Origin of the sequence: Nocardia amamiensis NBRC 102102 (assembly GCF_001612745.1) — a bacterium.
In the GTDB taxonomy this organism is placed as follows: Bacteria; Actinomycetota; Actinomycetes; order Mycobacteriales; family Mycobacteriaceae; genus Nocardia; species Nocardia amamiensis.
This window is the reverse complement of the sequence record NZ_BDBA01000212.1, coordinates 1-21,006: the sequence shown is the minus strand read 5'-3', so window position 1 is coordinate 21,006 and position 21,006 is coordinate 1. Positions and strand designations below refer to the sequence as shown.

Here is a 21,006-nt window from a genome sequence, read left to right as displayed (position 1 = left end):
CGTCGGCCGCCGATTCGCCGTCCGCGGACCTGCGCCGCCTGCGCCGGCGACGAGCGGGCCGGTCGCCGGAACCGGCATCGTCGGCACCGTCCTCGGGCGAGGTGTCGGAGCCTTCGGTGCCTGCTTCGTCGGTGGCTCGGTCCGCCGCGTCACCGGCCGGCTTGCGCCGCCTGCGCCTGCGTCGTGCGGGCCGCTCGGCCGTGTCGGCATCGGTTTCCACGGCGACCGGGGCGTCCGCTCCGGTGGAGTCGGCGTCGCCCTCGTCGGCGGTGGCGATGTCCGCCGTCACGTCGACCGGCTGACCGCCACGGGTGCGCCTGCGGTTGCGCTTGCGTGTGGTGCGGGCCGGGCGCTCGACGACGACCGCGTCCGGGTCGCGCTCCGGCTTCGGCGTGCGGATCAGGCCGTTCACGCCTTCGGGAATGCCCAGATCGGCGTACAGATGCGGCGAGCGCGAATACGTCTCGACCGGTTCGGGGATGCCGAGCCCGAGCGCGCTGTCGATCGACGACCAGCGATTGAGCTCGTCCCAGTCGATCAGGGTCACCGCGACGCCGGTGCGGCCGGCTCGGCCGGTGCGGCCGATCCGGTGCACGTAGGTCTTCTCGTCCTCCGGGCACTGGTAGTTGACGACGTGCGTGACGTCGTCGATGTCGATGCCGCGCGCCGCGACGTCGGTCGCGACGAGCACATCGATGGTGCCCTTGCGGAACTTGGTCAGCGCCTTCTCGCGGGCGATCTGCCCGAGGTCGCCGTGCACCGCGCCGACCGCGAACCCGCGCTCGGCCAGCTCGTCGGCCACCTTCTGCGCGGTGCGCTTGGTGCGCGTGAAGATCATCGTGGCGCCGCGGCCCTCGGCTTGCAGGATCCGCGCGATCAGCTCGCCCTTGTCCAGCGCGTGGGCGCGGTAGACGAACTGGGCGGTGCGGTCGTGCACGGCGGAATCGTGCGGCTCCTCGGCCCGGATGTGCGTGGGGCGGGTCAGGAAGGTGCGGGCCAGCGTGATGATCGGGCCGGGCATGGTCGCCGAGAACAGCATGGTCTGGCGCTTGTCCGGAACCATGCCGAGAATGCGTTCGATGTCCGGGAGGAAGCCGAGGTCGAGCATCTCGTCGGCTTCGTCGAGCACGAGCACGCCGATCTTGCCGAGGATCAGGTGCTGCTGGTCGGCGAGGTCGAGTAGTCGCCCCGGCGTGCCGACCACCACGTCCACGCCCGCCCGCAGCGCCTCGATCTGCGCCTCGTAGGGGCGCCCGCCGTAGATGGACGCCACGCGCAGCTTGCCCTGATGGTTGGTCAGGTATTTGCTCGCGTTCTCCAAGTCCTGGGTGACCTGGAGGCACAGCTCGCGGGTCGGCACGATGACCAGCGCCCGCGGCGTGCCGTCCAGCGGGGTGGTGCCCGATTCGGCGGTCGCGATCCGGTGCAGCAGCGGCACGCCGAATCCGAAGGTTTTACCCATGCCGGTGCGGGCCTGACCGATGAGGTCCTCGCCGGCCAGCGCCAGCGGGAGGGTCAGTTCTTGAATGGCGAAAGTACGTTCGATTCCGATCTCGCCGAGTGCGCGGACGATTTCCGCGCGCACGCCCAATTCGGCGAAAGTCGGGGCGGTATGCGTTGCGTCCAGTTCGGCCGTCAACAGGGTGTCCGCCAGTCCCGGTTCCTGATCGACTGTGATCTTGCTCAGGTTCGTGCCTTCCTCGTAATCATGTCCAGCACGCACGAGGTGGGGCGGACCGGGCGGTCCGCGACGACCACGACTCCGCAGGCGATACTCACCCGGCCACGCTCCGGATGCCGGGCGCCTGCCGAAAAACGGCGGCTACCTCGCAAGACATCGGCGCGGCGCAGTGGTGACGCGGAACTGGTGCGCGCACATTTTCCTGTCCAACGAAAACCTCGCACCCGAAACCTGTCAGCGGTCCCAGCGGTCTCCCCGAGGGTTCGCATGAGCGCGGTGTCCGGCAACTCCGTCGGGCGAAACTTTCCGTTGTCCACGGTGATTGTAGCGTGATATTGTGCGCCGCTCGAATTGCCACTGCGGCGCGCTATCGAAAATGCTGGAAACAGGCAGCTCCCTTTCGCCGCGTCGGCCGCCGACGTACGCTGCGCCACATGGCAATTCATCCGGCCCGGCAAATCTGGACCACACTCGAACCGCTGCACGACGTCGTCTATTTCGGAACGGGCGTCAAGGAGGCCGGTGTCGGCATCGGGTTGCGCGGTTACTGGCAGACCTACTTCGCATTTCGCGCCGCTCCGCTGGGTGCGGTGACGCCGGCGACGGTGCAGGCGGTCTTCGCCGGATTCCACCCGGACATGGTGCGCCGTGCGCTGCCGGAGGCGTGGGAGCGGGCCACGCCGCAGCGCTGTCTGGCGGCTCGGCTCGACCTGGTCACCGGGCTGCTGCGCGGCGTCGGCGCGGATGAGGCGGTGTGCGCGCGTGCGGTCGAACTGCTCGCCCCGGTGCAGCACGCGGCCGACCCGACCGGCCGGGCGTTGTTCGCCGCGAACGCGGCCTTGCCGCTGCCCGCCGACCCGGTGGCCGCTCTCTGGCAGCTGACCACCTCGCTGCGTGAGCATCGCGGTGACGGCCATGTCGCCGCGTTGATCACCCACGGCCTGACCGGTCGCCAGGCGCTGGTCGCGCAGGTGGCGGCGGGCAAGGCGCCGGAATCGGTGATGCGCCCCGCGCGCGGGCTGTCGGAAGCGGAATGGGCGGACACCTTCGACGAGTTGCGGGCCAGGGGTGTGGTGGACGGAGAGCCGGTCGATCCGACGCTCGCCGCGAGCGGGGCCGAGCTGCTGGCGCGGGTAGAGGCCGACACCGACGAGGCCGCGTGGGCGGGCGCTCTCGCGGTCTTGTCGGCCGACGCGGTGGCGGAGTTGACCACATCGCTCGAGCCGCTGGTGCGCAGCGTGCAGGAAGCGCTGGTTCCGCCGCTCAACCCGGTCGGCATGGGGCGCCGCTAGCCGCGGAACCGGGACTTGCTGTTACCGCCGGTACCGGCATGTGAGACATTCAGTGTCGTGAGCCTTGCCGACACTGTGTCCCTTGCCGCGCGCAACGCGTGGGCTCTGACCTTCGGCTCCGGCATCGAGGCGCCGGACCCGACTCCTTCGACGGTGCTGTGGGATCAGCCGCACCGGCAACTGCGGCGCTTCGAGCGCACGGCGGACAGCGCGGCGGACGCGGAATCGGCTGTGCTGCTGGTTCCTCCGCTCGCCGCGCCCGCCACCTGTTTCGACCTGCGGCCCGACCAGAGCCTGGCGCGGTTCCTGCTGGAGATCGGTCACCGTCCGTATGTCGTCGACTACGGCGAGATCACCTTCGCCGACCGGCGCATGGGTTTCGAGGACTGGATCGACGACATCCTTCCCGAAGCGGTGTTGCGCACCAGCGCCGACCGCGACGGACGCCCCGTCGACCTGGTCGGCTGGTCGATCGGCGGCACGCTGGCCCTGCTCGCCGCGGCGGCACACCCCGAGCTGCCGATCCGCTCCGTCACGGCGGTCGGCTCGCCACTGGACTACGACCGGATGACCGGCATCCCGCAGCTGCGCGCGGTCGCGAGACTCACCGGAGGCCGGGTCACCTCGACCGTCATCCGCGCGACCGGCGGCGTCCCCGCGGCGCTGACCCGGATCGGTTACAAGATCACCGCCTGGGACCGCGAGCTGACCAGGCCGTGGTTCGTCGCGAGCAATATCGCCCGCACCGACGCGCTGGCCAGGATGGAGTCCATCGATCGCTTCATGGCCGAGATGCCCGGCTATCCGGGTCGCTTCTACAGCCAGTTGTGGCACCGGTTGATTCTCGGCAACGACATCGGACGCGGCGTCGTGCGGCTGGGCGAGCGCCGCGTCGAGCTCGCGCGGGTGACCGCGCCGGTCCTGCTGGTCGGCGGGTCCGCCGACGTGATCACCCCGGCCGCCGCCGTGGCGGCCGGTACCCGCACCCTCACCGGGGCCGCGCTGGTCCGCTACGAAACCGCGCCGGGCAGTCACTTGGGAATCCTGGCCGGACCCGCCGCGCGCGACACGACATGGAGATATCTGGAGAAGTTCTTGGCCGAGACCGCGTAACCCGCGCCGAGTATTACTCTGGGGCGCATGGGAGCACAGTCACCTGCCGCGTTAGGTGTTTCGTCGACCGACCCAGCAACCCTCTCCATCCCCCCGAGTCATCCCGGCGTCACCGATCTGTTCGCGGTGCTCGCCTATGGTGAGATCTCCGCGTTCTACCGGCTGGCGGAGGAGGCGAAGCTGTCGCCGACCCTGCGGGGCAAGGTGGCGGTGGCGACGATGGCCGCGGCCGAGATGGACCACTTCAAGACGCTGGAGTCGGCGTTGGCCGCGCGCGGCGCGGACGTCTTCGACGCCATGGCGCCGTTCGTGCGGGCGCTGGACGCCTATCACGCGTCCACCGACCCTTCGACCTGGCTCGAGTCGATGGTGAAGTTCTACGTCGGTGACGGCATCGCCGCGGACTTCTACACCGTGATCGCCGGCGCGCTGGCTCCCGATGTCGCCGCGGTGGTGCGCGACGTGCTCGCCGAGACCAGGCATTCCGAATTCGTCATCGAGGAGGTACGCAGGGCGGTCACCGAGAGCCGCTCCGAACGCGACCGCCTCAGGCTCTGGGGCAGGCGGCTGCTCGGCGAGGCGATCACCCAGGCCCAGTACGTCATGGCGCAGCGCGACGAGCTCACCGATCTGGTGCTCACCGCCACCGGCGATCTCAACGGCATCGCCGCGCTGTTCGAGCGCATGCAGGCCAGCCATGCCGAACGCATGGCCGTCCTGGGGATCTAGCGCTACTGGTTCACAGCGCGGTTCGGTACCAGCCGGAGGCCGGGCGCGTGCATGCTCGCCCGGTCGGTGAGCCAGACGACGACGCTCTGGTCGCGGTCGGCCTCCAGGGTCTCGAACGGCACTTCGACCAGCCCGTGCACCGGATGGTCGAGCTGGAGCGTGCCGGAGCTGGAGGCGCCGACCCGATGCGGCTTCCAGCGGTCCGCGAAATCCGGCAGCTCGCGGAGTGTCTCGATCATCTCGCGTAGTGAGACATCGCCTGGCCGAAGGAGTTTGGCGCGGCACAGCGCGGCGGTGAAGGTATCGGCCGCGTGCTCCCAATTGCGCAGGACGCGCCGCGCGGCGGGATGCATGAAGGTGAACCACGCCAGATTGGGCTGATCCGGGCCGTCCAGCAGGCCGAGCGGGGCGACGAAATCGGCCCACGCCTGGTTCCAGCCCAGCACGTTCAGCTTCCGGCCGACCACGAAGGCGGGAGTCGGCTGCAACGCCTGCAGGATCGTCTCGATCGTCGCGGCCACCTGCTCGTCGGCGGATTCGCTGCCCGGGCAGCGGTTGCAGCGGGATTCGTTGCCCGAGGCGAGCGCGAGCATGTTGAAGTACTGGCGATCCTCGCCGCGCAGCAGCAGCGCGTCGGCCAGCGCCTCGATCACCGCGACCGAAGGGTTCGTGTCCCGGCCCTGCTCCAGGCGGGCCAGATAGTCGGCGCTGACGCCCGCGCGGACGGCGACTTCTTCCCGGCGCAGCCCAGGCGTCCTGCGCCGTCCGCCTCCGGGCAGCCCGACGTCCAGCGGGCGCAGCTCGGCGCGCCGTGCGATGAGGAACTCCCCGAATCCGTTACGAGCCATGCGTCCCATCGTGCCCGGTCCTGGGACGCTTAGCCGCGCCCTGCCAGGTCCAGGATAACGGCGGCGTGGCTAACGGACCGCGGTCCGTTCATTGTCGGAGGTATGACATCTACCTCGGAATCCACCACCTCCACTCAGCTGAAAGCCGGTTCTTGGGCGCTGGACGCCGCGCACTCCTCGGTCGCCTTCACCATCCGCCATCTCGGCATCTCCAAGGTGCGTGGCGGGTTCACCCGATTCGAGACCGAATTCGTGGTCGACGAGTCGGGCGCGGCCACCATCGGCGCGACGATCCACCTCGATTCTTTCGACACCGGCAACCCCGACCGCGACGCGCACATCCGCACCGCAGACTTCCTCGATGTCGCCAACCGCCCCACCCTGACCTTCCGCGCCACCCACCCCGTGGTAGTCGCGGAGACCTTCGAGGTTCACGGCGAGGCCACGCTCGGCACGGTCACCAAGCCGGTCACCTTGGAGGTCGAGTGGGGCGGTGTGCAGGACTACAGCCCGACCGGCGACCGGCATGCCGGCTTCTCCGCCGCCGGCACCATCAAGCGCACCGATTTCGGCGTCGGCGGCCCGATGCCGGGCATGCTCAGCGACACCGTGAAGATCGAACTCGAGATCCAGCTCGTCGAGCCGAAGTAAAGGCTCGCCCGGGCCAGCACTAACCTGGGAATCGACAGCACAGGACTCTCAGGTTCGGAGGTTGGCCGTGGAGGTCAAGATCGGTATTTCGGATAGCCCGCGCGAGCTGGTGATCAACAGCGCCCAGACCCAGGACGAGGTCGAGGCGCTGGTGTCCGGTGCGCTCGGCGGTGACGGCGGGGTCTTGTCGCTCACCGATGAGAAGGGCCGCAAGTTCCTGATTCAGGCGTCGAAGGTCGCCTACGTGGAGATCGGCTCGCCCGCCAGCGGCCGCGTCGGTTTCGCCGCGGTCTGATCTCCGGCCTCCGGCCCCACACGCATCGAGCCCCTGCCCCCGATCGCTCGGGGACAGGGGCTCGTTCGTCTTTCTGGGTGCCCGCTCAGCCGATCGGGTGCAGCGGCACGTGCTTGAGGCCGCCCCACGCGAGCGAGACGGTGGTGTCGACCGCCTCCTCCTTCGGGATCGGCCGATCCGCCTCCAGCCAGTAGCGCGCGGTGAACTGGCTCGCGCCGACCAGTCCGACGGCCAGGATGCGCGCGCGGTAGGGGTCCAGGCCCGAGTCGTGCGCCACCAAGTCGTAGACCGCGTCCACGCACGCTTCGGTGGCCTGCTCGACCCGCCGCTGCACCTGCGGCTCGCTGGTCAGGTCGGATTCGAAGACCAGGCGGAAGCCCTGCATCTCGTTGTCCACGAAATCGAAGTAGGACTGCACCGCCGCGCGGACGCGCTGCTTGTTGTCGGTGGTCGACCGCAGCGCCTGGCGCACGCTGGACACCAGCATGTCCACGTAGTTCTGCAGCACCGCGAGGTAGAGCTCCAGTTTGCTGCTGAAGTGCTGGTACAGCACCGGCTTGCTCACTCCGGCGCACTGCGAGATCTCGTCCATGCCCGCGGCGTGGTAGCCGCGCTGCACGAACACTTCGCTTGCCGCCGCGAGTAGCTGCTGACGTCTCTCGTCGCGCGGAAGGCGGGTACCGCGTTTGGCAGGTGCCAAGGCCTCGGACGACATTCTGCGGGACGTCATCCGATCCACGAGGTCAGTCATTTCGGCTCTCCCAGTCGATTCCCCGGCAAGGGGTGTGCACCGGGTTATCCCATGAACGATACCCGGTTGTCGCCGGCCCGCAGATCGGGGCCGGAGAACTGATACCACCCGAGGTGAATTGTCGCATCGAAGCGGTGCCCGATGTGCCCGGGAATGGGAGGTTCGTCCTGTGAGACGCTGGTCTGCGTGGCCGACCGACCGGAGCGCGAGTCCGCCGGGAGGCGCGGTGCGCGCGACCCGGCTGGCTCCGGCGCGTCCGGTTCCGTAGGGTCGGATCCCATGGCGAGAACCTGGCCAGAGGCGCGATCGGACAAAGCGGCTCGAACCGGGGCGGCGAAGCGGTCCGGTGCGGGCGGTGGATCACCCGGCCGTGCGGCGCGGAACCGAAAGCGCTCTATGGAAACTCCCGAATCGACTGTGCCGCAGCTGGATTCGCTCCCATCGCACCTGTATGGGGACGGCGTCGAGATTTACGATCCGCTGGGCCTGTACCGCCAGAAAGGCGAGCGTTCCCACCAGCCGCTGCGCGCCCGCTGGGATCCCACTGCTCCCGACGAGAGTCGCGGCCGAACCCGTCCCGACCGGGACGCCAAGAAGCAAAGCGCACTCGGCAGATTCGTCTCGACCTACGGCTGGCGGGCGTACGCGCTCCCGGTGCTGGTCGTCATCACAGTCCTGGTGGTCGTCGACGCGGTCCGCACCACCGGCACCAGCAATGTCGCCGTGGCCCCCGCGCCCGGCAGCCTCAGTCCGCGCACCGCGAGCGTGGGCATCATCGGTGCTCCGCCGGGGGACGGGCACTTTCCCACCGATCTGCCCACCGGTGCGCTGCCCGAAGGCGGCGCGTTCGCCGAGACCGGCGCGGGCACCTGGCGCCTGGTGGCGGGCACCACCGCCCAGGTCGGCGCAGGAACGCAGAACGTCTTCCGCTACACCGTGGAGATCGAGGACGGCGTGGACACCTCCGCCTTGGGCGGTGACGCGGCCGTGGCGAAGATGATCGATTCCACCCTCGCCAACCCGAAGGGCTGGGCGAACGACCGCAAGTTCGCCTTCCGCCGGGTCGACCAGGGCGGGGCCGACTTCCGCATCTCGCTCACCTCCCGGGGATCCAGCCGCAAGGAATGCGGTTTCGACATTCCGATCGACACCTCCTGCTACAACGCGAACAGCAGGCGGGTGGTGCTCTCGGAAGTCCGGTGGGTGCGTGGCGCGCTGGCGTTCGAGGGCGATGTCGGGTCCTACCGGCAGTACCTGATCAACCACGAGGTCGGCCACGCCATCGGCTATCACCGGCACCAAGCATGCGAGACCGACGGTGGGCTCGCGCCGGTGATGATGCAGCAGACTTTCGGAACCCGCAACGACGACATCGCCGTCCTTGATCCGCACGGCGTCGTCCCGATGGACGGCAAGCGCTGCCGGTTCAACCCCTGGCCGTACCCGCGCGGCTAGCGGTATGTCCGCCTCTCCGTGCTGATCTACCCGCGATTGGCAGGGTGGTTAGCGCCGCGGATTGCTGATGCGGGACGATGGGCCGGGAAGAAGGGTCCGGTCGTCGGTGTTGCATAGTTGGGCGCCCGTGAAGCGGCGCCATACCGCCGTCCGATCGGCCAAGCGATTCGAGGAGTCCTGGACGTGTCATCACCCAAGTCCCTGCCGCCACTTGTGGAGCCGGCCGCGGAGCTGACCAGGGATGAGGTAGCCCGGTACAGCAGGCACCTGATCATCCCGGATCTCGGCGTGGACGGGCAGAAGCGTCTGAAGAACGCCAAAGTGCTGGTGATCGGCGCGGGCGGCCTCGGATCGCCCGCCCTGCTGTACCTGGCCGCGGCGGGCGTCGGCACGCTCGGCATCGTCGAGTTCGACGAGGTGGACGCTTCCAACCTGCAGCGCCAGATCATCCACGGTGAATCCGACATCGGCCGCTCGAAGGCCGACAGCGCGCGCGACTCCATCCTGGAGATCAACTCCGGCATCGATGTGCGGCTGCACAAGCTGCGGCTGGAGCCGGAGAACGCCGTCGAGCTGTTTCGTGAATACGACCTGATCGTCGACGGTACCGACAACTTCGCCACCCGCTACCTGGTCAACGACGCCGCGGTGCTGGCGGGCAAGCCGTACGTGTGGGGCTCGATCTACCGGTTCGAGGGCCAGGTCTCGGTGTTCTGGGAGGACGCCCCGGACGGGCGCGGCATCAACTACCGCGACCTGTACCCCGAGGCCCCGCCGCCCGGCATGGTGCCGTCCTGCGCCGAGGGCGGTGTGCTCGGCGTGCTGTGCGCGTCGATCGGGTCGGTGATGGTGACCGAGGCGATCAAGCTGATCACCGGCATCGGCGACCCCCTGCTGGGCAGGCTGATGGTGTACGACGCACTGGACATGAACTACCGGACGATCAAGCTGCGCCGCGACCCGGAACGCCAGCCGATCACCGAGCTGATCGACTACGAGGCGTTCTGCGGCGTGGTGTCCGACGAGGGCCAGGCGGCCGCGGCCGGGTCCACCATCACCGCGCGCGAGCTCAAGGACCTGTTCGACGCGGGCAAGGACATCGAGCTGATCGACGTGCGCGAGCCGGTCGAATGGGACATCGTGCACATCGAGGGCGCCAAGCTCATCCCGAAGGACCGCATCCTGTCCGGCGAGGCATTGGCCGAGCTGCCGCAGAACCGCCCGATCGTGCTGCACTGCAAGACCGGCGTGCGCTCCGCCGAAGCCCTGGCCGCCCTGAAGCGCGCGGGCTTCGCCGACGCCACCCACCTGCAAGGCGGCGTGATCGCCTGGGCCAACCAGATCGACAAGTCTCTGCCGGTGTACTAGAGCGGCGAACACGGCGCGCCGCGAGCGCGCCAAATCCGACACGACATACGGTACGACCGTGACTTCTGTGGAACCTCCCGAGCACGTGCGCGCCACGTTCGGTCTGCGCGAAGTGACCCCGGTTTCCCTCGGCGACTGGGAAGGTGGCTGGCGGTGCGGGGATGTGGTGCTCAGTCCGGTCGCCGATCACGCGCGCGCGGCGTGGTCGGCGAAGGTGCGGGAGACGTTGCAGGTGGACGGTTTGCGGCTGGCCCGGCCGGTGCGCGCCACCGATGGCCGCTACGTCGTGTCCGGCTGGCGCGCGGACACCTATCTGGAAGGCGCACCGGAACCGCGGCACGACGAGGTGGTCTCGGTGTCGCTGCGGCTGCATCAGGCTACGGCGAAGCTGGAGCGGCCCCGCTTCCTATCGCAGCCGCCGGTCGTGCCCTGGGTCGACGTGGACGTGTTCGTCGCCGCGGATCGCGCCGCGTGGGAGGCGGTGCCGCTGCGCGCCTTGCGCGCGGGCGGCGCGCTGCTGTCCACCTCGCCGGACGGCCAGCGCAGCCTGGAACTCATCGGTCAGCTGGCCACGCTGCGCAAGCCGGTGCAGACGCCGGCGCAATTGGTGCACGGCGACCTCTTCGGCACCGTGTTGTTCGCCGGTACGTACACTCCCGGCCTCACCGATCTCACCCCGTACTGGCGGCCGGTGCCGTGGGCGGCGGCGGTGATCGTGGTCGATGCGCTGGCTTGGGGCGGCGCGGACGACGGGTTGCTGGATCGCTGGACCGATCTTCCGGAGTGGCCGCAGATGTTGTTGCGGGCGGTCATGTTCCGGCTCGCGGTGCACGCGCTGCACCCGCGCTCGACGCCGCAGGCGTTCCCCGGTCTGGCCCGCACCGCCGACATGGTCCGGCTGACTCTCTGAGTCCGGAATATCCGCTGTTCGGAATGCTTTTCGTACAATGTCGGGTAAATCGCGCGGAGACCGACGCCGCGGGTGCCCCCGTGATAAGTTTTCCGCAGTATCGCCGCCGTGAGTCTCCGCCGGGTTGGAGATCAGCGCGGTCCGCGACGAGGGGTGTGAGGACGGGGCAGGGTGAGAATTCAACCGCGGCAGCAGATTCTGGATCTGTGGCGCTCCGCGCTATCCGTGTCCTGGGACGGCGCCAAGTGGCACTGGGGCGGTCGCATGGCCGCCAATTCGATCAGCGATTCCGAGCAATTACTGTGCCTGCTGTATCCGGCGACCGAGATCGAGAGCCTCGCGCTGGATCGTCCCGACAGCATGGCCGACGACGTCAGTTCGGTGCTGTCGCCGTTCGGCGGTCAGACGAAGATCGGAACCGTCGTGATCGCCTTGCTGGAGGACTATATCGTCCGCAATACCAACCGGATCGGACCGGACGGCGAACCGGACAGTGCGGGCGAACCGGACGGCGAGCCCATCTTCGCCGCGGGCAGCTACCTGCGCTCGGCCGACGAGCGCGAACCCACTGCGGTGCAGCGTGATATCGAGGTCGTCGACTCGTACTCCATGTCGCTGACGCTGTGTCTGGCCGGGCTGCGCTTTCTGCGGGTCTACGAGGGCTGGGTCCGCGCGGAGGGGCGCGCCCCTCTCGTCGACCGGATCGAGAAACTCACCGGCAGGCTCAGCGCCCGCCTCACCGCCGCGATGACGGGTCTGGTCCGCAGTTTCGTGGTCAATACCGTCGAGCCGAAATCCGAAGCGGGACAAGTGATGCTGGGCATGCTCAATCAGAGCGACCTGCCCAACAAGTCGGTCGCCGAGGGCATCACGCGCAGCCTGGAGCGGGTCCGCGCCCGGCTGCGCAACGACATCACGCTCGGGCAGACGCCGGACACCGAGCTGGACGATGAGGAACTGCTGTTCGAATGCGGCTGGAGCTGGGGCCTGGTGCGCGACGCGGCTCCGGTCGGCTTCGTGGACTCGGCCATCGCCATGCAGCCCGGTATCGCCGAACCGCGTCCCTACCTGTATTTCACCGTCATCGCGCTGGACGGCATCAACGACCTGATCTCCCAGCGCACCAGGGAACTGGACCTGCTCGACGAACAGCAGTACCGGCTGGCCGAGGCGCTGCGGATCCGCTGGGACCTGACCCAGCGTTACTGGTCGACGGTGGCCCGGTTCGGGTCCGGCTCGTGGCCGCTGGAGGACATCCCGTGGCGCACCTCGGACGGCGAGGAATCGGACTACTTCAGTCTCATCGTGTCCGCCGTGCTGATCCAGGATCTGATCAACCGCACCGCCTCCGATGACGACTTGACCAGAGCCGTGTCGATTTTCGACGAACTGGCCCGACGCGGCCGGATCATCCGCCGGACCACGCGTGACGACCCCGCGGTGCAGATGCACGCGCCCGGCGTGCGATTGTCCTTGCGCGGCACGGAAACTGTCGACGACGGACCGCTGTTGCAGTGGGAGGTATCGGATTTCGCCGCTGTGCTGTTGAAGCGCCTGTTGCAGGCCGCCCGGCTCTCCAGCAATATCACCGCCCGCGACCGGCTGATGGATCTGGCCAAATCGACGATGGACCATCTGGAGGCGCGCGTCATCACCTCCGGTCTCGCGGCCGGGCTCTGGGACGATCCCGCCGGAGTCTTCGGCAACGGCACGGCGCGGGAGACGAAGCCGTCCTGGTACATGACCGAGCGTGTGATCGAATGCCTGGTCAGCGCAGACCGCACGTTCCGCGAGCCACCGTTGACCTCCCCGGCGATGGTGGTGCGCGCGGTGGAACTGCTCAACGAGGCCGAGCACCTGCTCAACCAGGAGATGCTGAGCGTCAGCATCGACGACGTCTCGGAGAACCGGATCACCCTCGACCGGGTGGAGGAGAACCTCGAGCAAGCCAGGCAGCTGGTGGCCGGCAGGCAGGCAGGCACGGCGTTCGTGCTCGCCGCCGACGCGCTGCGCGAACTGCACAAACTGGCCTATGCCCGCATGGACGCGACAAGGGCCACATAACCATGATCGTGTTCGCGACCTCCGACAAGGGCGGTACCGGACGTTCGGTGACCAGCTGCAATCTCGCCTACCGTCTGTGCCTGAGCGGGATGAGTGTGGCCTATCTCGATTTCGACTTCGGTTCGCCGACCGCGGGCGCCCTGTTCGAAATCGGTTCCGTGGAGCGGGGCACTCCCGATGGGGACGGGCTGCACGAGTATCTGCTCGGGAAGAACGGCATCGCCAGGCAGATCGACGTGCGCGCCAAGACCGATCGCGTCGGCTTGCGCAAGATGCGGACCAGGACCGGACGGCTGGTCCTGTTCCCCGGTGACGAAGGCGGCGCGGAGTTCGACAGCATCAACGACGACGTGGTGCGCCGCTGCACGGAACTGTTCGTGGGCCTCGAACAGGAATTCAAGGTCTGTTTCGTGGACTTGAGCGCGGGCCGCTCGCTGGCGATGGAGTTGGCGCTGCGCGCGACGGCGGCGCCGCAGCTGGCCTCGAAGACGGTGCGCTGGCTGGTCTTCCACCGCTGGACCCGCCAGCACATCCTGGCGGCCAGCGGGCTGGTCCACGGTCCGCACGGCTTGCTGGAGACCGGCAGCCACTGGAAGCACGACTCGCGGAAACTGCTCGCGAACATTCGCTACGTGCGCACCGCGGTGCCGCAAGTGAACGAGATGACCGGCGGCCCCGGCGCGGCACAGGTGAAGTGGTTGCAGGAACAGAACGGGGCCTTGGTCACGTTGGCGGGCAAGAACCGGCTCGGCGCCACATCGCTGCTCGGCAAAACCCCGGTGGAGCCGGTGCTGCAATGGCGTGAGCAGATCATCCTGGACGCCGATGTGGCCAACAGCATCGCCAACGAGGAGACCGCCGCCGCCTTCAACCAGCTAGCCGGTCGTCTGCTGCACGCCGCGACCTGGGAATAGATCCGAACTCGCCCGCGCTTTCGCGAAAGCACGATCCCGGAAGGGTTGTCGATCAGCAGTGGATCACGTAGCAGGCTATAGCGAGGCGACCGAGCGACCGCGGGTCGCCCAGGTGCCGTTGTCCCACCTGTCCATCGAGGTGGGCCACTTCTACATGAACGATCTCAGCAACGGCGAGGATCGTATCCGTGCGCAGTTCCGCAAAGTCGCACCGCTGATCCCGGCGTTCACCGCTGCGGCGCAGGCCGAGTTCGGGCCGCGTGCGCGGGTGAGCACCTGCTTCCTGATCGACGACTACTTCCGGCACGACACCGATCCGGGGGAGATCCTCGGCAAGCTGCTCGGCGCCGCCGCCGAGTGCGGCGTGACCATCGACTACCTGGCCCGCGAGGCGGGATGCTTCGAGGCGCCATCGGCCGGTGATCGCCGTATCCCGTTGGCGGAGATGGTGGCCGCGCGCATCGTGGCCGAGCCATCGGAAGGCTCGAACGGACGCCGCCCGCCCACGGCGGAGTCCGGCTGGCTGTGCAATGGGCGCAGGGCCTCCGACGACGAGCCCGGCCAGGCCATGCACCGCCTGCCGTACGAGCCGCCGGAGGAGTTCGGCAGGCGCGAGCACTCGATCTTCCTCGACGTGCAGATGTGGAGCAAGCAGACCAAGAAGGTGAACGGCCGGGCCGAGGTGCACACCAAATGGTCGTGCCCGTTCCTCGCGTCGATCTGGCAGCTGCAGCGGCTCGGGATGCTGCGCTACGACGGCGAACCCATCGTCGACCCGCAGCTGTGGCGGCCGGAGGACGGCTGGCCGCCGCAGTGGTGGGAGATGCCCGCCGTGGTGAAACTCAACCCGCAGGCCAAACCGTTCGCCGCCTATCGGTCGTTGTCGCTGCTGCCGCAGCGGTATCTGGGTATCGAACACGCGGTGCGGGTAATCCTGGATCACATCGATCTCGAGGAGGAAGTGGTCGAGCAGATCATCGCCCGGGGTGGCGACGAGGACGTCCCGGTCACCGTGCCGCGCAAGGTGACCGAGCGGATGAGCCACTATCTGCTGGATGGGTCGTGATATGAGCGGAGCGTCGCACTCCTGTTCCGGCCGTGACCAGCCCTCGCATGGCGAGCGGCTGCGCCGGTTGGCGGCCGTGGCCCGGGACAGGCGCGGCCACCGGTCGGTGCGGAGGCCGCCGCTGGCAGGCAGGTCCGAGCGGGCGGTGCCTGAAACGAGCTCGGCGCCCGCCGCTTCCGCCGCCGGGCCGCTGATTCTGCTCGGCGAGATCCGTACCTGCTTGGTGCCGGATTCGACGGCGCTCGGACGCGACCTGCTGGAGGAACTGCTCGCGCTCATACCCGGGCGCCGCGTGCTGTGGCGGGAGCGTCCGACCACGCTGGCCACGTCGCCGACCACCGCGGTCGGGGTCGATTGCCAGCTGGCCACCAAGCCGCGTAGCAATGTGCGCGCGATCGGGACGGTGGCGACCAACGCGGTGGTCGTCGGCGGACGGGTGCTGCAGAGCTCGGCGCACACCACGGTCGTCCCTGCCGAGGTGAAGCAGCGGCAGACCTGGTCGCACTACCTGACCCGGGTCGGGGTGACGGAAGTGGTCTCGAAGGTTACTGCGGCGACCAGCGGTGAGCTGGCCGACGGTTTCCTCGCCGCGGGCGAACAGCCCGACGGCGTCCTCGATCTTGCCTCGATCAGTCAGCGGCTGCTCGCCAAGATCCGGATGGACATGCGCCTGGATCAGCACGCGCCGATGCAGACGCGAACCGCGCGGCTGCGCTGGGCCGCACGGATCGCCGAGGTGCCCCGCCCGATGCTCACGTTCCAATTGCAGGACGAACTGGTGCGCACGGTACTGGTGACCGTGCGTGACGAGGCGGAACTCGCTGTGGCGGACCGGTTCTGCGAGGACCTCGCGCTGCACGACTGGCTGCTCACCGTCGCGGACACGGTGGTCGAGGAGGCCGACCTCTACCCGCCCTCCAGCGCGGAGTCGGCCGCAATAATCGCGCCGCTGCTGACGAACCTGGCGCACCTGTGGATGCCCGGCGCCCACACGCCCCCGGCGCTGCGCGGCCTGTGGGAACAACTGGATCGCGACCCCGGCTTCACCCGGGAATGGTCGGCGCGGGTGGGCCAACTGCGCGACCGCATGTCGGTGGCCACCTTGGCCGCCATGCGCGCCTCCACGATCAACGCACCGGATTGACCTCCGGTCACAGCCGGAACCACCGGCGGACCAGCAGCGCGAAGAACACCGAGGTGGACACGATCCCGGCGTACGCCTCGATCATGAGCAGGGTGCGCCCGATCCGGCCGACCTCTTGCAGATCGCCGAGACCCACCGGATTGAGGAAATTGATCAGGCACATGTGCAGCGCTGTGGTGATCGGAAGGGACGTGCTCAGCCAGAGTGCGACGGTGAAAAGCACTAGTTGCGTGGCGATCCAGCCGAGCAGCCGGAACGGCCGATAGCCATAGCCGCACAGCAGGTCCGAGAGCCAGCCGACGCTGCGGCGCCACGCTGGATAGGTCGCCGCCCTGCGTGCTCTGGCCAACGCGAGGCCGCACCGGTCCTGCGCGTCGACGTCCTCGTTGAGCGCGTGCAGACCCGAGGCGCGCAGAAAGGCCATGGCCGCGTGCCCGGGGAGAAACGTCTTGGTCCGCCGGCCGGGCAGCGCGGCGGCGAGCAGGCGGTGGCCGAGATCCTCGTAGATCTCGGCCAGCCGGATGTTCTGGGTCCGGCTCAGGCTCAGCGGTCCGCGCAGCTCGACCTCCGCGGCCAGCAGCGCCATCAGCAGTTCGACGTGGGCGCGCTGGAGCACCTCGTCCATCGCGGTGTTGTCGTCGGCGGCGGCGTAGATATCGGAGAAGAGCAGGCTGTCACCACGATGCTTGACCTTCGTGTGATCGAAGGCGGTGACCACCTTTTCGACGTGATTATTGAACGAATCCAGCAGCGGCTTCTCGTCCGGCTGCCTGGTCCCTGCGCTCAGCTCGTCCAAGTAGTCGGCGACTTCCTGGGCGTAGCCCGTGGCGTGCTGGTCGATCCAGATGTCTGGTGAGTTCCCGAACTGCACATGGGTGACCGGGTTGTCGTAGTCGGTCATTGAGAGTCCTCCCCCGGAGCCTGCCCGTCATGACGGCGTAACATTCCACCATACCAACGGAATTCACCGCACTACGGGCGCATCCGAACGAAATCCAGTTCGTAGCGACGCCGGTAGAGGGGGAGCGAGGAAGGCGCAAGGCGCAGTCGGAGGGAGTCCGTCGGTACCCCTGCGCCGGGGCGTGCGGAGGTGAGGTAGCCGCCTGGTCCGGGCGTCACCGGCGCTTGCACCAGATGTCCGAGGCGGGATCGGTGATCGGCGGTGGGACCGGGCTGTGCTGGATTCGTCGTACCAGGACGTCGCGCGGTTCACCCGCGCCGAAGTAGCGCTCTTCGTATGCGGTCCAGACGAATCCGGCCGTCTTGTACAGGTTCGACGCCGGTTGATCGGTCGGCCGGACGGTGAGGAACACATCCTTCACATCGGCGATCCGGCAGCGTTCCAGCGCGTCATCCAGAAGCGCCCGCCCGTAGCCGCGGCCGCGGCACTGCGGCGCGATCGCGAGCCCGATCACCCAGGCACACTGCGGCGAGCTGAGTGCCACCATCGCGTAGCCACAGAATTCGCCGTCGAGATCAGCGACAACCCAATGACCTCCGTGCAGATCGAAGAGCTGGCGCAGCGCGAAGTACGGGTAGGCGAGCTCACCGAACTCGATCTGCTCGAGCGCGGTGATCTCCCCGAGATCCGCCAGGGTGGCAGACCGGAACACCGGCGCCCCAACGCCTTTCGCGATGTTCAAACGCTCACCCCTGTCACCCCGCTGTGCGTCCGGCTTCCAGAGTAGAGCGCAGGCACGGTTCACCGGCCGGAGACGCTCGAAAGGGCTTTCCTGACCGGTCGGTCGGCGACTCTGTGTGATGCGGACTCGCGCGTGGCTGGTGCGGGGCGAATGACCGAACCGACTACGCGCCAGAGGAGTATCTACTGCCGATGTGAAAACGGACGAAACCGGATCGGGGGATGTGTTGCTCCAGCGTTGCGGATAAGGGGTTACTGGAGAGAGCCGGTGCGACAACTGCACCGATGCACCAGAACCACTTTCACTCGGCGTCACCGTGGAGGGCAGCCCCATGCCTACTATTGTCTCGCTCGCACCAACTTCGGGTCCGGAGCCGGGTGGCACCAGCGTGGTGATAACCGGCACGGGGTTCAGCGGTGTCGGTCCATTGACGGTGCGTTTCGGCTCGACCGCGACAACGTTCACCATCGATTCCGACACCCGGATCACGGCCATCGCCCCCGCCGGAACCGGGACGGTGCCGGTCACTGTTACCGCATTGCTGGGCAATACGAGCAACGCACTGCCCTACACCTATGTGGCGGTTCCTTTTCTGACATCGATCAACCCCGCCCAGGGTCCGGCTGGGACCACGGTTACTGTCCGCGGTTCGGGCCTGTCCGGCGCGACCGGGGTGAATTTCGGTAGCACCCCGGCGACTTCGTTCACCGTCGTTTCGGCCACCGAGATCACCGTGGTGGTTCCCCAGGGGACCGGCATTGTCCCGGTGACCGTTACCTCGCCGGTCGGGACGAGCAATCCACTGCCTTTCATCTATGTCGTATTTCCCACCCTTACTTCGCTTTCACCGACCTTCGGACCACCGTTCGGGGGCAATCCCGTGGTGATCACCGGCACCGGCTTCACCGGCCCTACCACGGTCCGGTTCGGATCGACCGCCACCACCTTCACCATCGATTCGCCGACGCGGATCACCGCGATCGCCCCACCTGGGACGGGTACGGTGCCGGTCACCGTCACGACTTCAGCGAGTACCAGCAACGCGCTGGACTACACCTACATCACGACACCGACACTGATCTCGGTAAGCCCGAACTCCGGCCCGGCGGCAGGCGGCAACACCGTCCTCCTCACCGGCAGCGGATTCACCGGAGCTACCGCGGTGAACTTCGCATCGACAGCGGCGGTTTCCTTCACCATCGCGTCCGATACCCAGATCACCGCCACGGCACCAGCGGGAACCGGCACAGTCGGTGTCAGGGTCACGACCAGCGTCGGCACCAGTAACCCCGTCTCCTACACCTATATCCCAGCGCCGACACTCGCCTCCGTGGTTCCGGAGTCGGGCCCCGAGACCGGCGGCAACCCCGTCATCCTGACCGGCGCCGGCCTGACCGGTACGACTACGGTCCTTTTCGGTGCCACCCCGGCGGTCGAGTTCGTGGTGGTGTCGGACACGCGGATCAGCGCCATCGCGCCCGCGGGCACCGGCATCGTCGGCGTCACAGTAGCCACCGCGGGCGGCGCCAGCGGCCCGGTGCCGTACACCTACGTCCCATCGCCCACGCTCGCCTCGATCGTCCCCGACTCGGGCCCCGAGTCCGGCGGTAACACCGTCACCCTGACCGGCAGCAATCTCACCGGCACCACCGCTGTGTACTTCAATGGGACACCGGCGATCTCGTTCACAGTTGTCTCCGACACCCAGATCGTCGCCGTGGTGGCCGCCGGGACCGCGGGAGCCGTCGTCGTCACGGACACCACTGCGGGTGGCACCAGCAACGGGATCATCTACACCTATATCGCCGCTCCGGCACTCGCCTCGGTGGCCCCGAACTCGGGTCCGCTCGCGGGTGGTAACACCGTCGTCCTCAGGGGCACGGGATTCACCGGAGCCACCACCGTCCGCTTCGGCACGACCCCTGCCACCTTCTTCACCGTGGTCTCCGACACCGAGATCAGCGCCGTCGCGCCCGCGGGTACCGGCACGGTGAACGTCACCGTCACCGCGGCAGGTGGCGTCAGCAACCCGGCAACCTACCGCTACGTCCCCGCACCGGTACTCGGCTCGGTGGTCCCGAGCTCCGGCCCGGAGACCGGCGGCAACACGGTTGTTCTCACCGGTGCCAACCTCACCGGCGCCACCGCCGTCCATTTCGATACGAACACCGCGATCTCGTTCACGGTCGTCTCCGACACCCAGATCGCCGCCGAAGTGCCCGCGGGCACCGGCGTCGTCGATGTCACCGTCACCACTGCCGGCGGCGTCAGCAACGGCGTGACCTACACCCATGCCCCGGTGCCCACCCTCACCTCGATCGTCCCCGACTCAGGTCCCGAGACCGGCGGCAATACCGTCATCTTCACCGGAGCCGACCTCACCGGTACCACCGGCGTGCATTTCAATGGGACACCGGCGGTCTCGTTCACCGTCGTGTCCGACACACAGATCACCGCCGCTGTACCCGCGGGCGTCGGGTTGGTCGATGTCACCGTCACCACCGTCGGCGGTACCAGCGGCCCGGTGACCTATACCTACATTCCGGCGCCTGCCCTCGCCTCGATCGTCCCCGGCTCCGGGCCGGAGCCGGGTGGCAACACCGTCGTCCTGACCGGCACCGACCTCACCGGAGCGACCGCCGTACACTTCGACGGGACACCCGCACCAACGTTCTCGGTGCTTTCGGATGCCGAGATCACCGCGACCGCGCCTGCCGGGAGCGGTACGGTCGCGATCACGGTAACGACTGCGGGTGGGGTCAGCAATGGTGTTGCCTACGTGTATGTTCCGGCACCGGCGCTCGCCACTGTGGTGCCGGGTTCCGGTCCGGAGACCGGAGGCAACACGGTCGTATTGACCGGTGCCGAATTTGCTGGTGCGACTGCGGTGGATTTCGATGGGAATCCGGCGGTGTCGTTCACGGTGGTTTCTGATTCGCAGATCACTGCGGTGGTGCCTGCGGGGACGGGTTCGGTGAATGTCACTGTCACGACTGCCGGCGGTACGAGCAATGGTGTCTCCTACGATTACGTCCCAGCTCCGACGCTCGCCATGGTGGTTCCTGATTCTGGTCCGGAGGCC

General features: G+C 68.1%; 18 protein-coding genes. 13 read left to right on the top strand and 5 right to left on the bottom strand.

Features of this window, described 5'->3' with window-relative positions:
- Positions 1–1,654: DEAD/DEAH box helicase (locus NA4_RS31115; protein WP_373862857.1), on the bottom strand; the 1,654-nt coding region annotated here is incomplete at its 3' end.
- Between the two features lie 461 nt (positions 1,655–2,115).
- On the opposite strand from NA4_RS31115, the gene NA4_RS31110 reads away from it, so the two are divergent.
- Genes NA4_RS31110 through NA4_RS31100 form a run of 3 tightly spaced genes read left to right on the top strand, consistent with a single transcriptional unit; the run spans position 2,116 to position 4,815 of the window.
- Entirely contained in the window at positions 2,116–2,973 is an 858-nt protein-coding gene (locus NA4_RS31110; RefSeq protein WP_067478235.1) for an SCO6745 family protein, read from the top strand.
- Positions 2,974–3,030: 57 nt separating this feature from the next.
- Positions 3,031–4,086 carry an alpha/beta hydrolase gene (locus NA4_RS31105; protein ID WP_067478232.1) on the top strand — a complete coding sequence of 352 codons (1,056 nt, stop codon included), beginning with the start codon at positions 3,031–3,033 and terminating at the stop codon, positions 4,084–4,086.
- A 27-nt stretch (positions 4,087–4,113) separates the two neighbouring features.
- Positions 4,114–4,815 carry a ferritin-like fold-containing protein gene (locus NA4_RS31100; protein WP_067478229.1) on the top strand — a complete coding sequence of 234 codons (702 nt, stop codon included), beginning with the start codon at positions 4,114–4,116 and terminating at the stop codon, positions 4,813–4,815.
- Positions 4,816–4,817: 2 nt separating this feature from the next.
- Here NA4_RS31100 and NA4_RS31095 read toward each other — a convergent pair whose 3' ends face one another.
- On the bottom strand, positions 4,818–5,663 hold the full coding sequence (locus NA4_RS31095) for a helix-turn-helix domain-containing protein (RefSeq protein ID WP_067478226.1): 846 nt from the start codon (positions 5,661–5,663) through the stop codon (positions 4,818–4,820).
- Positions 5,664–5,765: 102 nt separating this feature from the next.
- Between NA4_RS31095 and NA4_RS31090 the strand changes: the two genes are divergently transcribed.
- Positions 5,766–6,314, top strand: a complete 549-nt coding sequence (locus tag NA4_RS31090; protein ID WP_067478223.1) for a YceI family protein — start codon at positions 5,766–5,768, stop codon at positions 6,312–6,314.
- A 67-nt stretch (positions 6,315–6,381) separates the two neighbouring features.
- Positions 6,382–6,609: a DUF3107 domain-containing protein gene (locus NA4_RS31085; protein WP_067478220.1), complete on the top strand. Its 228-nt coding sequence runs from the start codon at positions 6,382–6,384 to the stop codon at positions 6,607–6,609.
- An 85-nt stretch (positions 6,610–6,694) separates the two neighbouring features.
- Here NA4_RS31085 and fasR read toward each other — a convergent pair whose 3' ends face one another.
- The gene (gene fasR / locus NA4_RS31080; RefSeq protein WP_067478217.1) at positions 6,695–7,360 is read right to left on the bottom strand and encodes an HTH-type transcriptional activator FasR; all 666 of its coding nucleotides are present in this window, start codon (positions 7,358–7,360) and stop codon (positions 6,695–6,697) included.
- 396 nt (positions 7,361–7,756) lie between these two features.
- On the opposite strand from fasR, the gene NA4_RS31070 reads away from it, so the two are divergent.
- The 7 genes from NA4_RS31070 (at position 7,757) to NA4_RS31040 (ending at position 16,281) form a co-directional block, all read left to right on the top strand.
- On the top strand, positions 7,757–8,815 hold the full coding sequence (locus NA4_RS31070; protein WP_245671665.1) for a DUF3152 domain-containing protein: 1,059 nt from the start codon (positions 7,757–7,759) through the stop codon (positions 8,813–8,815).
- A 183-nt stretch (positions 8,816–8,998) separates the two neighbouring features.
- Entirely contained in the window at positions 8,999–10,183 is a 1,185-nt protein-coding gene (gene moeZ / locus NA4_RS31065) for an adenylyltransferase/sulfurtransferase MoeZ (protein WP_067478211.1), read from the top strand.
- Between the two features lie 58 nt (positions 10,184–10,241).
- A complete protein-coding gene (locus tag NA4_RS31060) occupies positions 10,242–11,093 on the top strand; it encodes a TIGR02569 family protein (RefSeq protein ID WP_067478208.1) in 852 nt (283 codons plus the stop codon).
- A gap of 171 nt (positions 11,094–11,264) precedes the next feature.
- Positions 11,265–13,157: an SCO2524 family protein gene (locus tag NA4_RS31055; RefSeq protein ID WP_067478204.1), complete on the top strand. Its 1,893-nt coding sequence runs from the start codon at positions 11,265–11,267 to the stop codon at positions 13,155–13,157.
- A 2-nt stretch (positions 13,158–13,159) separates the two neighbouring features.
- Positions 13,160–14,071: an SCO2523 family variant P-loop protein gene (locus NA4_RS31050; protein WP_067478201.1), complete on the top strand. Its 912-nt coding sequence runs from the start codon at positions 13,160–13,162 to the stop codon at positions 14,069–14,071.
- Positions 14,072–14,129: 58 nt separating this feature from the next.
- Entirely contained in the window at positions 14,130–15,137 is a 1,008-nt protein-coding gene (locus NA4_RS31045) for an SCO2522 family protein (protein WP_067478198.1), read from the top strand.
- A 145-nt stretch (positions 15,138–15,282) separates the two neighbouring features.
- Entirely contained in the window at positions 15,283–16,281 is a 999-nt protein-coding gene (locus tag NA4_RS31040) for an SCO2521 family protein (protein WP_084497625.1), read from the top strand.
- A gap of 7 nt (positions 16,282–16,288) precedes the next feature.
- Here the strand turns inward: NA4_RS31040 and NA4_RS31035 are convergent, their stop codons facing one another.
- Positions 16,289–17,182 (bottom strand): hypothetical protein, encoded by an 894-nt coding sequence (locus NA4_RS31035; RefSeq protein ID WP_067478195.1) that lies wholly within the window; start codon positions 17,180–17,182, stop codon positions 16,289–16,291.
- Positions 17,183–17,396: 214 nt separating this feature from the next.
- Complete coding sequence (locus tag NA4_RS41685) at positions 17,397–17,924, bottom strand: GNAT family N-acetyltransferase (RefSeq protein WP_169811152.1); 528 nt, start codon at positions 17,922–17,924, stop codon at positions 17,397–17,399.
- A 331-nt stretch (positions 17,925–18,255) separates the two neighbouring features.
- Here NA4_RS41685 and NA4_RS31025 point away from each other — a divergent pair.
- On the top strand, positions 18,256–21,006 hold a 2,751-nt coding region (locus NA4_RS31025), incomplete at its 3' end, for a beta strand repeat-containing protein (protein WP_174553019.1).